General features: G+C 69.6%; 15 protein-coding genes. 3 read left to right on the forward strand and 12 right to left on the reverse strand.

Annotated elements, in window-relative coordinates; all coding sequences use genetic code 11:
• The first annotated feature begins 152 nt into the window (after window positions 1-152).
• Both BLQ77_RS02395 and typA read left to right on the forward strand, forming a co-directional pair.
• On the forward strand, window positions 153-482 hold the full coding sequence (locus BLQ77_RS02395) for an SMR family transporter (protein ID WP_089954952.1): 330 nt from the start codon (window positions 153-155) through the stop codon (window positions 480-482).
• A gap of 64 nt (window positions 483-546) precedes the next feature.
• Window positions 547-2,364, forward strand: coding sequence for a translational GTPase TypA (gene typA / locus BLQ77_RS02400; protein WP_089954955.1), 1,818 nt, complete (start codon window positions 547-549; stop codon window positions 2,362-2,364).
• Window positions 2,365-2,828: 464 nt separating this feature from the next.
• On the opposite strand, the gene BLQ77_RS02405 is transcribed toward typA, so the two are convergent.
• Together BLQ77_RS02405 and BLQ77_RS02410 are read right to left on the reverse strand one after the other, a co-directional pair.
• On the reverse strand, window positions 2,829-3,494 hold the full coding sequence (locus BLQ77_RS02405) for an alpha/beta hydrolase (protein WP_089954958.1): 666 nt from the start codon (window positions 3,492-3,494) through the stop codon (window positions 2,829-2,831).
• Window positions 3,491-4,120 (reverse strand): DNA-3-methyladenine glycosylase family protein, encoded by a 630-nt coding sequence (locus BLQ77_RS02410; protein ID WP_089954960.1) that lies wholly within the window; start codon window positions 4,118-4,120, stop codon window positions 3,491-3,493. Before BLQ77_RS02410 ends, BLQ77_RS02405 begins: the two co-directional genes overlap by 4 nt.
• 114 nt (window positions 4,121-4,234) lie before the next feature.
• On the opposite strand from BLQ77_RS02410, the gene BLQ77_RS02415 reads away from it, so the two are divergent.
• Complete coding sequence (locus BLQ77_RS02415) at window positions 4,235-5,449, forward strand: MFS transporter (protein WP_089954964.1); 1,215 nt, start codon at window positions 4,235-4,237, stop codon at window positions 5,447-5,449.
• A 41-nt stretch (window positions 5,450-5,490) separates the two neighbouring features.
• Here the strand turns inward: BLQ77_RS02415 and BLQ77_RS02420 are convergent, their stop codons facing one another.
• The 10 genes from BLQ77_RS02420 to fabF form a co-directional block, all read right to left on the reverse strand.
• Entirely contained in the window at window positions 5,491-6,267 is a 777-nt protein-coding gene (locus BLQ77_RS02420; RefSeq protein ID WP_089954967.1) for a squalene/phytoene synthase family protein, read from the reverse strand.
• A 39-nt stretch (window positions 6,268-6,306) separates the two neighbouring features.
• The gene (locus tag BLQ77_RS29210) at window positions 6,307-6,699 is read right to left on the reverse strand and encodes a hypothetical protein (RefSeq protein ID WP_242661606.1); all 393 of its coding nucleotides are present in this window, start codon (window positions 6,697-6,699) and stop codon (window positions 6,307-6,309) included.
• 24 nt (window positions 6,700-6,723) lie between these two features.
• Complete coding sequence (locus tag BLQ77_RS29215; protein WP_242661607.1) at window positions 6,724-7,023, reverse strand: class I SAM-dependent methyltransferase; 300 nt, start codon at window positions 7,021-7,023, stop codon at window positions 6,724-6,726.
• Window positions 7,020-8,645: a citramalate synthase gene (cimA, locus tag BLQ77_RS02430; RefSeq protein WP_089955817.1), complete on the reverse strand. Its 1,626-nt coding sequence runs from the start codon at window positions 8,643-8,645 to the stop codon at window positions 7,020-7,022. The genes BLQ77_RS29215 and cimA overlap by 4 nt, the downstream gene beginning before the upstream one ends.
• Before the next feature lie 112 nt (window positions 8,646-8,757).
• Window positions 8,758-10,185: a cysteine--tRNA ligase gene (gene cysS / locus BLQ77_RS02435; protein ID WP_089954970.1), complete on the reverse strand. Its 1,428-nt coding sequence runs from the start codon at window positions 10,183-10,185 to the stop codon at window positions 8,758-8,760.
• 285 nt (window positions 10,186-10,470) lie between these two features.
• Complete coding sequence (locus BLQ77_RS02440) at window positions 10,471-10,845, reverse strand: DUF1697 domain-containing protein (protein ID WP_089954974.1); 375 nt, start codon at window positions 10,843-10,845, stop codon at window positions 10,471-10,473.
• 45 nt (window positions 10,846-10,890) lie between these two features.
• Window positions 10,891-11,271: a VOC family protein gene (locus BLQ77_RS02445; RefSeq protein ID WP_089954977.1), complete on the reverse strand. Its 381-nt coding sequence runs from the start codon at window positions 11,269-11,271 to the stop codon at window positions 10,891-10,893.
• A 97-nt stretch (window positions 11,272-11,368) separates the two neighbouring features.
• Window positions 11,369-11,566 carry a DMT family transporter gene (locus BLQ77_RS02450; protein ID WP_175583557.1) on the reverse strand — a complete coding sequence of 66 codons (198 nt, stop codon included), beginning with the start codon at window positions 11,564-11,566 and terminating at the stop codon, window positions 11,369-11,371.
• 225 nt (window positions 11,567-11,791) lie between these two features.
• The gene (gene mltG, locus BLQ77_RS02455) at window positions 11,792-12,952 is read right to left on the reverse strand and encodes an endolytic transglycosylase MltG (protein WP_089954980.1); all 1,161 of its coding nucleotides are present in this window, start codon (window positions 12,950-12,952) and stop codon (window positions 11,792-11,794) included.
• The gene (gene fabF, locus BLQ77_RS02460; RefSeq protein ID WP_008884877.1) at window positions 12,953-14,209 is read right to left on the reverse strand and encodes a beta-ketoacyl-ACP synthase II; all 1,257 of its coding nucleotides are present in this window, start codon (window positions 14,207-14,209) and stop codon (window positions 12,953-12,955) included.
• Between the last annotated feature and the right edge of the window lie 2 nt (window positions 14,210-14,211).

Genomic DNA, 14,211 nt, shown 5'->3' on the forward strand with positions numbered 1-14,211 from the left:
GCCGTCATCCGCCGGACCCGTCCCCGCCCACGCAACCGCCCCGTCCCGCCCGGACCGCCCGCCGCGGCGTCGCCGGCGCGCCGCGGACGAAAGCCTCTGGCATCACGCGACATTTCGGGTCAGGTATGGGCGACCCTCGCCCGGAGCCCCCCATGCCCTACCTTGTCCTCGCCCTCGCCGTGCTGGCCGAGACCATCGGCACCGCCGCCCTGCAGGCGAGCCAGCAGTTCACCCGCCTCGTGCCCTCGGTGATCGTCGTGGTCGCCTACGCGCTGGCGTTCTGGCTGCTGTCGATCGCTCTCAAGAGCTTCCCCGTCGGCATCGCCTACGCGCTCTGGTCCGGGCTCGGCATCTTCTTCATCGCAATCATCGGGCTGGTAGTCTTCGGACAGCGGCTGGATCTGCCCGCGGTCCTCGGGATCGGGCTGATCCTTGCCGGCATCCTCGTGATCAACCTGTTTTCCTCCACGTCCGGACATTAAAGGGCTGGCCTTTTGGCCCCCATGACGCTAGGCGATCCCGCGAAACTCCCTAAAAGGCACTCCCATGGACCTTCGCAACATCGCGATCATCGCCCACGTGGACCACGGCAAGACCACCCTCGTCGACGAACTCCTCAAACAGTCCGGCGCGTTCCGCGAGAACCAGGCCGTGGCCGAGCGCGCGATGGACAGCAACGACCTCGAGCGCGAGCGCGGCATCACCATCTTCGCCAAGCCGACCTCGGTCGAGTGGAAGGGCACGCGCATCAACATCGTGGACACCCCCGGCCACGCCGACTTCGGCGGCGAGGTCGAGCGCATCCTGAGCATGGTGGACGGCGTGGTGCTGCTGGTGGACGCGGCCGAGGGCCCGATGCCGCAGACCAAGTTCGTGACCTCCAAGGCGCTGCGCCTCGGCCTGCGCCCGATTGTGGTTCTGAACAAGGTCGACAAGCCCGACGCCGAGCCCGACCGCGCGCTCGACGAATGCTTCGACCTCTTCGCCTCGCTCGACGCGAACGAAGACCAGCTCGACTTCCCGCACATGTACGCCTCGGGCCGCAACGGCTGGGCCGATGCCGAGCTCGACGGGCCGCGCAAGGATCTCTCGGCGCTGTTCAACCTCATCGTGAACCACGTGCCGGCGCCGAAGCAGATCAAGCACCAGGACGACGACTTCCGGATGCTGGCCACCACGCTGGGCTCGGATCCCTTCGTCGGCCGCCTGCTGACCGGCCGCATCGAGACCGGCCGCGTCAAGGTCGGCCAGACGGTGCAGGCGATCAGCCGCATCGGCCAGAAGATCGAGCAGTTCCGCGTCACCCGCGTGCAGGCCTTCCGCGGCCTCGCCCAGGCCGACATCGACGAGGGCCTCGCGGGCGACATCGTCAGCCTCGCCGGCATGTCGAAGGCCACCGTGGCCGACACCATCTGCGCACTGGCCGTGGAGACGCCGCTCGACGCCCAGCCCATCGACCCGCCGACCATCACCGTGACCTTCGGCATCAACGACAGCCCGCTGGCCGGCCGTGACGGCAAGAAGGTACAGTCGCGCGTGATCCGCGAGCGCCTGATGAAGGAGGCCGAGGGCAACGTCGCGATCAAGATCAAGGACACCCCCGGCGGCGAGGCTTTCGAGGTCTCCGGCCGCGGCGAACTCCAGATGGGCGTGCTCATCGAGAACATGCGCCGCGAGGGCTTCGAGCTCAGCATCTCGCGCCCGCAGGTGATCATGAAGGAAGAGAACGGCCAGCTCATGGAGCCGGTCGAGGAAGCCACCATCGACGTGGACGACGAATACTCGGGCGCGGTGATCGAGAAGCTGACCGGCGTGCGCAAGGGCGACCTCGTCGAGATGCGCCAGGCGGGCGCGGGCAAGACCCGGATCATCGCCCACGTGCCGTCGCGCGGCCTGATCGGCTACCACGGCGAGTTCCTCACCGACACCCGCGGCACCGGCGTGCTGAACCGCGTGTTCCATGGCTGGGTCCCGCACAAGGGCCCGATCGAGGGCCGTCGCGCCGGCGTGCTGATCTCGATGGAGAACGGCGAGGCCGTGGCCTACGCGCTGTGGAACCTCGAGGACCGCGGCAAGATGTTCCTCGGCGCCCAGGCCCCGGTCTACCAGGGCATGATCATCGGCGAGCACAGCCGTGACAACGACCTCGAGGTGAACCCGCTCAAGGGCAAGAAGCTCACCAACGTGCGCGCCTCCGGCACCGACGAAGCGGTGCGCCTGACCACGCCGATCACCCTGTCGCTGGAAGAGGCCATCGCCTACATCAACGACGACGAGCTGGTCGAGGTCACCCCGAACGCCATCCGCCTCCGCAAGCGCTACCTCGACCCGCACGAGCGCAAGCGCATGTCGAAGCAGCCGTAAGCGGCCGACACAGTCACAGGGAAACGCCCGACGCCCCCGCGCCGGGCGTTTTCCTTTTCCCGCCCCCTCTTCTGGTCTCCGACGCCGCACGCGACCAATTCCGGGACACCACCGACACGGAAATCCGACGACAGACAAAGCGCCACACGCCGCGAAAAACAGCACGCCCCGCCCAGTCCGGGTCCATCTTCATCTTGCCAAATAAACTCCGGGGGAGTCGCGCGAAGCGCGACGGGGGCAGCGCCCCTCCTCCGTCACTGCCCGCAGATCCAGTACGTACGCCTGCGCGCGGCCAGATCCCGATAGCACGGGACAGCAAGGCGCGATTGCACCGGGGACAGCACAGCACGCCCCGTCGGAACCGTCACATCGCCCCGGTCATGGGCGTGTCGGGGACCGGACCTTCCCACACACCCGGCAGAGGCACCCGGCGGCGGACACCCGGCCCACCGCCGTCCGTCAGCTCAGAACCCGCACTTGTCGCGCAGGAAGGCCAGCGCCACGCCGAGCCCGTCGGGCGCGATGCCGTGGGCGGTGCCCTTCTGGATGTGGGCGTAGACCTCCTTCCAGCCGGCGCCCTGCAGGGCCTCGGCGGCGGCGGGCAGCGACTCGGGCGGCACCACGTCGTCCTGATCGCCGTGCACCAGCAGGATCTGCGGCCGCGAGACCAGTTCGTCGGCCAGAAGCTCCGGCTGCAGCAGGCGCCCGGAGAAGGCCACCACGCCGGCGAATTCGTCCTCGCGGCGCGGCGCCACGTGCAGGGCCATCATCGTGCCCTGGCTGAACCCGAAGAGCGCCACCTGTTCCGGCAGCAGGTCCTCGTCGACCATCAGCGCATCGAGAAAGGCGTTCAGATCCTCGACCGCGCGGCCCATGCCCTGCATGCTCTCCTCTTCCGAGGAGCCGTCGATCCACGGGATCGGGAACCACTGGAAGCCGAAGGGGGCGCCGGCGCAGGCCTCGGGCGCGTCGGGCGCGACGAAGAGCGTATCCGGCAGGTGCTCTCCCATCGGGTCCGCGAGCCCCAGCAGGTCGGCGCCATTGGCGCCATAGCCGTGAAGGAAGACGACGCAGGAGCGGGTCTCGCCCGAGACGGGCTCCCTGCGGCCGGTGTTCAGAACGCGGGTCATGCGATCCCCTCTCGCTGTTTCGCCACATGGTAGTAGGCCCAGAGGGCACGGGCCGCAACCGATCTCCACGGGCTCCAGGCCTCGGCCATCTCGCGCAGGGCGCGCTCCTTCGGGCGCTCCGGCAGGTCGAAGAGAAGCCGCGCGGATTCCTGCAGCGCGAGGTCGCCCGGCGCGAAGACATCCGCCCGCCCGAGCGAGAACATGGCGTAGATCTCGGCGGTCCAGATGCCGATGCCCTTCACCGCCACCAGCGTCTTCACCACCTCGTCGGTGGGCGCCAGCCGCAGCGCGTCGAAGTCGATCCCCGCCCCCGCCAGCGCCACCGCGTAGGAGGCCTTCTGCCGCGACAGACCGAGCGCGCGCAGCCCCTCCTCATCGGTCGCGCGGATCGCCCCGGGGCTGGTCATTCCCGCCGCTTCGAGCCGCGCCCAGATCGCCCGCGCCGAGGCCACGCTGACCTGCTGGCTGACGATGGCCGAGAGCAGCTGCCCGAAGCCGTCGGGCCGCCGCCGCAACGGCAATGGCCCGGTGAGCTCCAGCGCCCGGGCAAAGCGCGGCTCCGCCCCGCAGAGCCAGGTGACGCCCTCCGCGACGCAGGCGTCGCTCTCGATGATCCGTCCTACCACGTCCGGCCTTTCTTCTTTCCAGGTGCATGTCGTCCGGCAGGCTGCCGGTCAGCGCCAATCTGGCACAGCTGCGGCCTCTTGCTCTACCCGGTTTCTGCGCCTACCCATGCAACCATGACAGACGTTCAGGACAGCCGGGCCCGCCGCAACGTTGTGGTGCTGGTGATGGCGCAGGCCCTTCTCGGCGCGCAGATGCCGATGATCTTCACCATCGCCGGGCTGGCAGGCCAGTCGCTGGCCTCGAACCCGTGTTTCGCGACGCTGCCGATCTCGATGATCGTGCTGGGCTCGATGTGCGCCGCCACGCCGGTCTCGGCCTTCATGCAGCGCTTCGGGCGCCGGGCGGGCTTTGCGCTCGGCACCACCGGGGGCGCGCTGGGGGGCGCGATCGGGGCGCTCGGGCTCTACACCGCATCGTTCCCGCTGTTCCTCCTGGGCAGCCTGCTCACCGGCATCTACATGTCGGCGCAGGGCTTCTACCGCTTCGCCGCCGCCGACACCGCCTCCGACGCCTACCGGCCCAAGGCGATCTCGTATGTCATGGCGGGCGGGCTCGCCTCGGCGATCATCGGCCCGCAGCTGGTGAAGCTCACCGCCGACGCCTTCGTGGTACCCTTCCTCGGCACCTATGCCGCTGTGATCGCGATCAACCTCGTGGGCGCGCTCCTCTTCCTCTTCCTCGACATCCCGCGCCCGCCGGTGCCCTCCGAGGACGCGCCGCGCGGCCGCAGCCGCCGCGAGCTCATCACCACTCCGGGCATCGCAGTGGCGGTGATCTGCGCCATGGTCAGCTACGCGCTGATGAACCTCGTGATGACCTCGACGCCGCTGGCGGTGGTGGGCTGCGGGTTCGAGACCGGCGACGCCGCCAACGTCGTGACCGCCCACGTGCTGGCGATGTACGTGCCGTCCTTCTTCACCGGCCACCTGATCGCCCGCTTCGGGGTCGAGAAGATCGTGGCACTGGGTCTCTTCATCCTCGCCTGCGCCGGCGGCGTGGCGCTGACCGGCGTCGAGCTGGAACAGTTCTTCCTGGCGCTGGTGCTGCTCGGGATCGGCTGGAACTTCGGCTTCATCGGCGCGACCACGATGCTCGCCGCGTCGCACGCGCCCTACGAGCGGGGCCGCATGCAGGGCCTGAACGACCTGATTGTGTTTGGCGGCGTGACCATGGCCTCGCTGGCTTCGGGCGGGCTGATGAACTGCTCGGGCGGCAGCGCGCAAGAGGGCTGGACCGCGGTCAACATGGCGATGGCGCCGTTCCTGGTGCTTGCCGGCGGCGCGCTGATCTGGCTGATCCTGCGCCCCGAGGAGCAACCCGCGGAGTAACCCGCCCCCGGGGTGGTCAAAGCCCCCCGGAGGAGGGGCATTCAGATCCGGCCCGTCGCCGCGGCCAGCATAAGCCCGGCGCGGCGGCGGAACTCCGAAAGCTCCAGCGCCCCCGCCGCCACCCGTCGGGGCTCGGCGGCCGCCTGCCGCAGCAGCGGACCCGCCTGCCATCCCGCAAGCAGCGCCGCCCGTGCCGGACGCGGCACGGCCCCCAGCCCCTTGCGGGCCGTGACGAGCCTTGCCAGCCCCTCGCGCGCCAGTGCCGCCACCGCCTCGGGGCGGCCGTCGACCAGCGGCACCCGGCCGTGGGATTCGAGCTCGGGCACCGCGCGCAGGAACTGCGCCAGCCCCGCGGCAAAGCCCGCATCGCGCGCCACCTCGGCCGGCATTCCCCCAAGCGCCCTGCCCGCAGCCAGCATCAGCCCGCCGGACGTTTCCTCGAGGTAGCGCGCCAGATGCGCCTCGTCCTCGAAGCCGTCGCGGTAGATGTCCCAGCGCCGCGCACCCACCAGCCGGTCGAGCGCCTCGGCACCCTCGGCGTCGAGCACGCGCGCAAGCGGCGACACCACCTCGTGGCGCCGCACCTGCCCGCCGCTGCGGATCTCGTCCAGCGCGTCGCGCCACCATTGCAGCCGCATCTCTGCGATCATCGTCTCCTTCGTCACCCAGGGTGCGCGCGCGACCTCGAGGTTGAAGGCGTAGATCGGGAAAAGCACGACGCGCGCCGTCACCGGCGCCGCCATCGCCGCCGCGAAGCGGTCGGGGTCGCCGCGCTCGACGAGGCGGGCGCAGGCGGTCAGATCGTCATCGAAGTCCATGTCCCTGCACCTATGCCGATGCCGCGCGGTTGGAAAGGGTCAGCGCGGGCGCGCCAGCACCAGCTCGTAGGCGATGCGTTCGGGCGCCTGCCGCCAGAGCGCTCTCGCGCGCTCGGCACCGTCGAGCACCGCGGCCATCTCCGGGGTCGCCCCCGGCCGCAGCGCCGCCGCCTCGCGCGCGAGGCTGTCGTAATAGGCCTGCCACGGCGCGCCGGTCAGCAGCCGCGTGGCGATGACCTCGAGGCCCGCCGCCCCGACCTGCCACCGCAGCGCCGCGCGGTCGGGGAGCCCGGGCTCGCCCGCCCAGAAGTCGCACACCGCCTGCGGCTCGTCCCCGCCAAGGTACACGCCCTGCGAGAAGGCCACCGCCCCGCCCGGGGCCAGCGCCCCGCGCCAGCCGCGCAGCCCCTCGGTGACGCCGAGGAAATACATCGCACCCGCGGACCAGATCAGGTCCTAGGGCCCCGAGAGCGCCGCCATGTCGGCCACGGAGACCCGCGCATTGGGCAAGCCCCGAAGCCGCGCCTCGGCCGCCGCCACGAAGGCGGGGATCGCCTCGATCCCCTCCACCTCTCCGGAGGGCAGCTCCCGCGCCAGCGTCGCGCAATCGGCACCGGTGCCGCAGCCCGCGTCGCAGACCCGCACCGTGCCCTCGATCCCCAGCCTCTCCAGCGCCCAGAGCACGTCTCCGGCCAGCCCCGGCCCCTGCCGGTCGAGCCGTGCATAGAGCGTCACGAACCCGGGCGGCCGCGTCATGCCTTGCCGGCCTCCCCGCAGTCGCGGATCAGCTTCCAGCGCACCGCGTCAAGCAGCGCCTCGAAGGAGGCGTCGACTATGTTGGCGCTCACGCCCACTGTCTGCCAGCGCCGCCCGGCGCCGTCCTGGCTGTCGATGATGACCCGCGTCACCGCCTCGGTGCCGCCCTGGGTGATGCGCACCTTGAAGTCGACGAGGCGCATGTCGTCGATCACCTCCTGATAGGGCCCGAGATCCTTGGCCAGCGCCTTGGCGAGCGCGTTCACCGGACCGCGGTCGTGGCCCTCGTTGTCGAGGCTGTCCGACACCGAGAGCTTCTTGTCGCCGTCGATGCGCACCACGACCACCGCCTCGGACAGCGAGACCATGCGGTCGTACTTGTTCTTGCGCCGCTCGATGGTCACCCGGTAGCGCTTGACCTCGAAGAAGTCCGGCAACCGCCCCAACTCCTCGCGCGCCAGCAGCTCGAAGCTCGCCTGCGCGGTGTCGTAGGTGTAGCCCTCGGCCTCGCGCGCCTTGATGGTCTCGAGGATCCGGGCCAGCGCCGGATCGCCTTTCCCGACCTCGAGCCCCGCCTCGGCGAGCCGGCGGCGCAGGTTCGCCTGCCCGGCCTGGTTCGACATCGGGATGACGCGGCGGTTGCCCACCGCAGAAGGCGCGATGTGCTCGTACGTCGAGGGGTCCTTGAGGATCGCGCTCGCGTGCAGGCCCGCCTTGTGGGCAAAGGCCGAGGACCCCACGTAGGGCGCCTGCCGCATCGGCACGCGGTTCAGCACCTCGTCGAGCATCCGGCTGGTCTGGGTCAGCCCCTCCAGCGCCGCGCGGCTGACGCCGATGTCATAGGCGCTGGCATAGGGCTCCTTGAGCAGCAGCGTCGGGATCAGCGAGGTAAGGTTGGCGTTGCCACAGCGCTCGCCGAGGCCGTTGAGCGTGCCCTGCACCTGCCGCACGCCTGCGTCCACCGCCGCCAGCGTCGCCGCCACCGCGTTCTCGGTGTCGTTGTGGGTGTGGATGCCGAGCCGGTCGCCGGGGATGCCGCCCGCGATGACCTGCTTGACGATGCCGTAGACCTCGTGCGGCAGCGTGCCGCCGTTGGTGTCGCAGAGCACGATCCAGCGCGCGCCAGCCTCGAACGCCGCCCGCAGGCACTCGAGCGCATAGGGCGCGTTCGCCTTCCAGCCGTCGAAGAAATGCTCCGCGTCGAACAGCGCCTCGCGGCCCTGCGCCACGATATGCGCGACCGAGGCGCGGATGTTCTCGACGTTCTCCGGCAGTTCGATGCCAAGCGCCGCTGTGACGTGGTAGTCATGGGTCTTGCCGACGAGGCACACCGCCTGCGTCCCGGCGTTCAGAACCGCCGCCAGCACGTCGTCGTTCTCGGCCGAGCGCCCGGCCCGCTTGGTCATGCCGAAGGCGGTCATCACCGCGCGGGTGGCGCCGACCTCGTCGAAGAAGGCCGAATCCGTGGGGTTCGCCCCCGGCCAGCCGCCCTCGATGTAATCCACCCCGAGCCCGTCGAGCGCCGCCGCGATGCGCAGCTTCTCGGCGGTCGAGAACTGCACCCCCTGCGTCTGCTGCCCGTCGCGCAGCGTGGTGTCGTAGAGGTAAAGCTTCTCCGTCATCTCCACGCCCTCGCATCCATTGGCACGAAATATCCTCGGGGGGGCTCGGCTTGCCCGAGCGGGGGGCAGACAGCCCCCCTCCGGCGCCCGTCAGGGGCACATGCGCAGACGGTCATCGCAACCCCTCCAGCTTGGCCGCGTCGAAACCGGCGCCTGGCAGCAGCTCGACCCCCGCCTTCGACATGCGCACCTCGACCCCCGCCGCGAGCAGCGCGGTCTTGAGCCGGTCGACCTCGGAGAAATCCTTGCTCTCCATCGCCGCGCTCCGAGCCCCTGCCAGCCGGTCGGCCAGCGCCGTAAGATCGACGGGCACCGCGGCCCAGTCACCCAGTTCCGGCGTCAGCAGCCCGAGAAGGCCCGCGCCCGCTTTCAGCGCAGCAGCATCGCCAGCGCCCGCGAGCTTGTGCAGCTCGGCGATGGCGCCCGCGGTGTTGAGATCGTCGGCGATGGCCTTCAGCACGCCCTCTGGCATCGGGCCCGCCTCGACGCCCTCGACCATGGCGCGCCACTTGCGCAGGGTGGCCTCGGCCTCGCGGGCCTTCTCCGCCGTCCAGTCCATCGGCTTGCGGTAATGCGTCGAAAGCATGACGAAGCGGATCACCTCGCCCGGGACGCCGGGCAGGCCGTCATGACCGTCGAGCAGATCCCGCACGGTGAAGAAATTGCCCAGCGACTTGGACATCTTCTTGCCCTCGACCTGCAGCATCTCGTTGTGCAGCCAGGTCTGCGCCATGTGCTCCACGCCGTTGGCGCAGCAGCTCTGGGCGATCTCGTTCTCGTGGTGCGGGAAAGTGAGGTCGTTGCCGCCGCCGTGGATGTCGAAGAGATGCGGATGCGCCAGCGCGGCCTCGGACAGGCGGCCTTCGTCGAGCGGCGTCTTCCAGAGCAGCTCCTCGGCCATGGCCGAGCACTCGATGTGCCAGCCCGGGCGACCGCGGCCCCAGGGACTGTCCCAGCCCGGCAGGTCGGGCTCGGAGGGCTTCCACAGCACGAAATCCATCGGGTTGCGCTTGTAGGGCGCGACCTCGACCCGGGCGCCGGCGATCATGTCGTCGACCGAGCGGCCCGAGAGCGCGCCATAGGCCGTGTAGCTCTCGACCGCGAAGAGCACGTGGCCCTCGGCCTCGTAGGCGTGGCCCTTCTCGATCAGCTCCGAGATCATCGCCACCATCTGCCCGATGAACTGCGTCGCGCGAGGCATGTGGGTGGGCTCCATCACCCCCACCTCGGCCATATCGTCGAGATACCATTGCGTGGTCTCGGCGGTGATCTCGCCGATGCTCCGGCCGCTCTCTTTCGCCCGCGCGTTGATCTTGTCGTCGACGTCGGTGAAGTTGCGCACGTAGGTCACGTGATCCGCGCCGTAGACCTCGCGCATCAGCCGGAAGAGCACGTCGAAGACGATGGCCGGGCGGGCGTTGCCGAGGTGGGCGCGGTCATAGACCGTGGGTCCGCAGACGTAGATCCGCACGTTCTCGGGGTCGATGGGCCTGAACGGCTCCTTCTTCCGGGTGCGGGAATTGGTCAGCGAAATATCCATGGCGCGCTCCTTCGCACGAAGATCGCGGCGGGATTAGCAACTCTACTTCTGGATTGGAATAGAAGACCGGCCCGCCGAAGAATTCAGCAGGTAATGCAGCAGATCCGAATGAGGGTTGCTTGCGTGGTCATACGCCTCCCATACCGCGATCGGCCCCGTCCGTCCAGCATTTCGACAAGCCGGGTCACGGTGCGCAGGTTGCGTGCGGTGAGCGGGCAGCCGACGACCGCCTCGAGCCGCTGCGCCGGCTTCGAGCGCCCGAAGCCCCGGGCTTGAAAAGCCAGGCTATGCCACTGCCCATCCCGGGACCGTCGCCTCGGCGCTGCGTGCCCGCGCGCGCGGTCGGGCGCGGGCGCGCCGACGAGGAAACCCGCGTGGGCGAGCCCCGGGCCGTCCGGTGTAAAGGGGTAATCGTCGCGGACGTGGCTCGGTCAGCACCAGCACGGGCATGTCGAGGCCCCTGGCGGCGCGGATCGCCTCGCGCAGCGCGCCGGCCTGCGCCTCGGGCTTGTCGTCGGCGTCGAAGACGAGGTTGCCGGAGGAGACGCAGCTCTCGACGTCGCGCCAGCCGAGCGTGTCGCAGAGCCCGCGCAGCTCCTTCATGGGCGGGGCATTGGCCCCGCCCATGTTGATCCCCCGCAGACGGGTGACACGGGTCATGGGCGGCCTCCGTTCGCCGCCAGTGTCGCAGCGCGGGCCGGGACATCAGGCGTAGCTGACGACCTCGAACTCCACGCCGTCGGGCCCGTCGAAGTAGAACCGCCGCCCGGGTTCGTAATCCGCGTGCTCGTGCGGGTGGAAGCCCGCCGCGCGCACCTTGTCCTCGGCCGCATCGAGATCGGGCACCACCACGCCGATGTGGTTCAACCCGCCCTGCCGCACGTAGCGCTCGGGCTTTTCGAGGGCTTTGCCCCCGGGGCAATAGAGCGCGAGGTAGTCGTCGTCGGTGCCGACATGGATGGACCAGCCATCGCCCATCGCAGCGCCCTCCCAGCGGATGCGCCAGCCGAAGAGGTCGCAGAGGATCCTGGCGGTGGCCTGGGGGTCGGGGACGGCGATGTTCACGTGTTCCAGCGTGGCGTTCATTCGGGGCTCCTTTGCCTGTCTTGGGTTTGAACGGCACAAGCATCGGACCTCAAGTGCCATTGAGGTCAAACGAAAACTACAGAGGTCCTCCAGCCGGTTACGCGTTGCCCGCGCGAGGGCGGCGCACCGGCCAGACCTCGAACGGCCCCGCCGAGACCACCAGCGCACCTCCCGCGATCTCGAGGGGGTGCATGTGCTCGCCCGCGAGCGGCGCCGAGGTGACCGCGCCCACCTCCACCTTGGTCTGCATGAGGATGCCGACCCGCGCCGGGTCCAGCCGCACCGTTGCCCACATCAGCGCCGCCAGTGACAACCCCCACCAGAGCACGCCGCAGGCCAGCGCCAGAGCGCCCCGGTGACGGCCGCGATGGCGGTGGCGATATGCGCGATAGGGTCAGCTGGTCATGGCCTGACCCTGGCAGAGCGGCGCCCGCGACCCAGATCGCCCGACGTGCAACGGGCGGGACCGGTGCCCCGATCCCGCCCGTGCGGTGGTACTGCCGAGGTTTCGGGCAGCGCCCTACTGGTTGGGCCGCGCCGCCTCGAGCTTGCGATAGGCCGCCACGTTGCTGTTGTGCTCGTCCAGCGTGGCCGCGAAGTTGTGCCCGTCCGCCGGGTTCAGGGTCTTTGCCACGAAGTAGATGAAATCGGAAGCCGCCGGGTTCAGCGCCGCCTCGATGGCCGCGCGGCCCGGGTTGGCGATGGGGGTCGGCGGCAGGCCCGCGATCACGTAGGTGTTGTAGGGCGTCTCGGCGCGCAGCTCGGACTGGCGGATGCCACGCCCCAGCACGCCCTGCCCGTTGGTGATGCCGTAGATCACCGTGGGGTCGGTCTGCAGCCGCATGCCACGCTCAAGCCGGTTGACGAAGACGCTGGCCACGAGGAAGCGCTCCTCGGCGTTGCCGGTCTCCTTCTCGACGATCGAGGCCATGGTCAGCGCCTCGTTCTTGCTCTCGTAGGGCAGCCCCTCTGCGCGGTTCTCCCACGCGTTATCTAGGATGACCTGCTGCGCCATCTGCATGCGCTCGATGAGCGCGCCGCGGCCGTCGCCCTTGGTGACCTCGTAGCTGTCTGGGGCCAGCGAGCCTTCGACCGGCAGGTTCGCGACCTCGCCGTCGAGCACGTCGACCTGCCCCAGCTCCTGCACCACCTGCCAGCTCGTGACACCCTCGGCCAGCGACACGCGGAAGCGGGTCGACATGTCATCGCGGAAGGCGGCGTATTCGGTCGGAGCGGGCTCGGCGGGGTTGAACTCGAGCACCTCGGTATAGCGGCCGACCGCGGGGTCGAGCTCGCGCACCTGCACCAGCGCGCTGTTCACGCCGATGCGGTAGACCACCTCGGTGCCGCAGGTCGAGGCGCCGCCCTTGGTGACGATGTCGGTGATCTCGGTCATCGAGGCGCGCTCGGGCACGAGGTACGCGCCCGCCTTCAGCTGGCCTGCCTTTTCGGTGTAGTCGGCGCCGAGCCTGAAGATCATGCCGGACGAGATCGCGCCCTGCTCCTCGAGGTCCTGGGACACCCGGTTGAAGTTGCTGCCGCGCGCGACCTGCAGGCAGATCGGCGCGTCAAGCGGGCCGCTGGCGGAGTACTCGTTCTGCGCCCAGATCAGCGCCCCGCCGAAGAGGAACACCACCACGACGAGGAAAGTCAGCGCGTTCGAGGCGATGTTGCGCCACATTTATTCGACCTTCCCGAAGATCACGCTCGCGTTGGTGCCACCGAAACCGAAGGAGTTGGAGAGCGCGTAGGTGACCTTGCGCTCGCGCTTGGCGTTGGGCGCGAGGTCGATCGGCGTTTCCACCGCGGGGTTGTCGAGGTTGATCGTCGGCGGCGCGACCTGGTCGCGGATCGCGAGGATCGAGAAGATCGCCTCGATGGCACCGGCGGCCCCGAGCAGGTGGCCGGTGGCCGACTTGGTCGAGGACATGGTGACGTTGCCCGCGTGTTCGCCGAGCAGCTTCTCGACGGCGCCGAGCTCGATGGTGTCGGCCATGGTCGAGGTGCCGTGGGCGTTGATATAGTCGATGTCCGACGGCTGCAGCCCGGCGGACTTCAGCGCGGCGCTCATCGAGCGCAGGGCGCCGTCGCCGTCCTCGGACGGGGCGGTGATGTGGTAGGCGTCGCCCGAGAGACCGTAGCCCAGCACCTCGGCATAGATCTTGGCGCCGCGGGCCTTGGCGTGCTCGTATTCTTCCAGCACCACGATGCCCGCGCCCTCGCCCATGACAAAGCCGTCACGGTCGGCGTCATAGGGACGGCTGGCCTTGGTGGGATCGTCGGCGCGCTTGGTCGACAGCGCCTTGCAGGCGTTGAAGCCGGCGATGCCGATCTTGCAGATCGCCGCCTCGGCGCCGCCCGCGACCATCACGTCGGCGTCGCCGTACCTGATCAGGCGCATCGCATCGCCGATGGCGTGGGCGCCGGTCGAGCAGGCGGTGACCACCGAGTGGTTCGGGCCCCTGAAGCCGTACTTGATCGAGACCTGACCCGAGATCAGGTTGATCAACGCGCCGGGAACGAAGAACGGCGACACGCGGCGCGGGCCCTTCTCTTCCATCATCACGGCGGTGTTGGCGATGGAGTTCAGGCCACCGATGCCGGAGCCGATCAGGACGCCGGTGCGCTCGAGATCTTCCTTATCCTCGGGCATCCAGCCGGAATCCTCAACCGCCTGCTGGGCGGCTGCGAGACCGAAGAGGATGAAGGTGTCGACCTTGCGCTGCTCTTTCGGCTCCATGTAGACGTTGGCATTGAACTCGCCCTCGCCCTCGCCGCGGGGAACCTCGCAGGCATAGGTCGTGGTCAGGCCCTCGGTATCGAACCCGGTGATCGGTCCGGCACCCGACTGACCGTCGAGGATGCGCTCCCAGCTTTTTTCAACACCGTCGGCCAACGGCGTCACCAGCCCCAGCCCGGTAACCACAACGCGACGCATTG

This window comes from Salipiger thiooxidans, from assembly GCF_900102075.1.
GTDB lineage: Bacteria > Pseudomonadota > Alphaproteobacteria > Rhodobacterales > Rhodobacteraceae > Salipiger > Salipiger thiooxidans.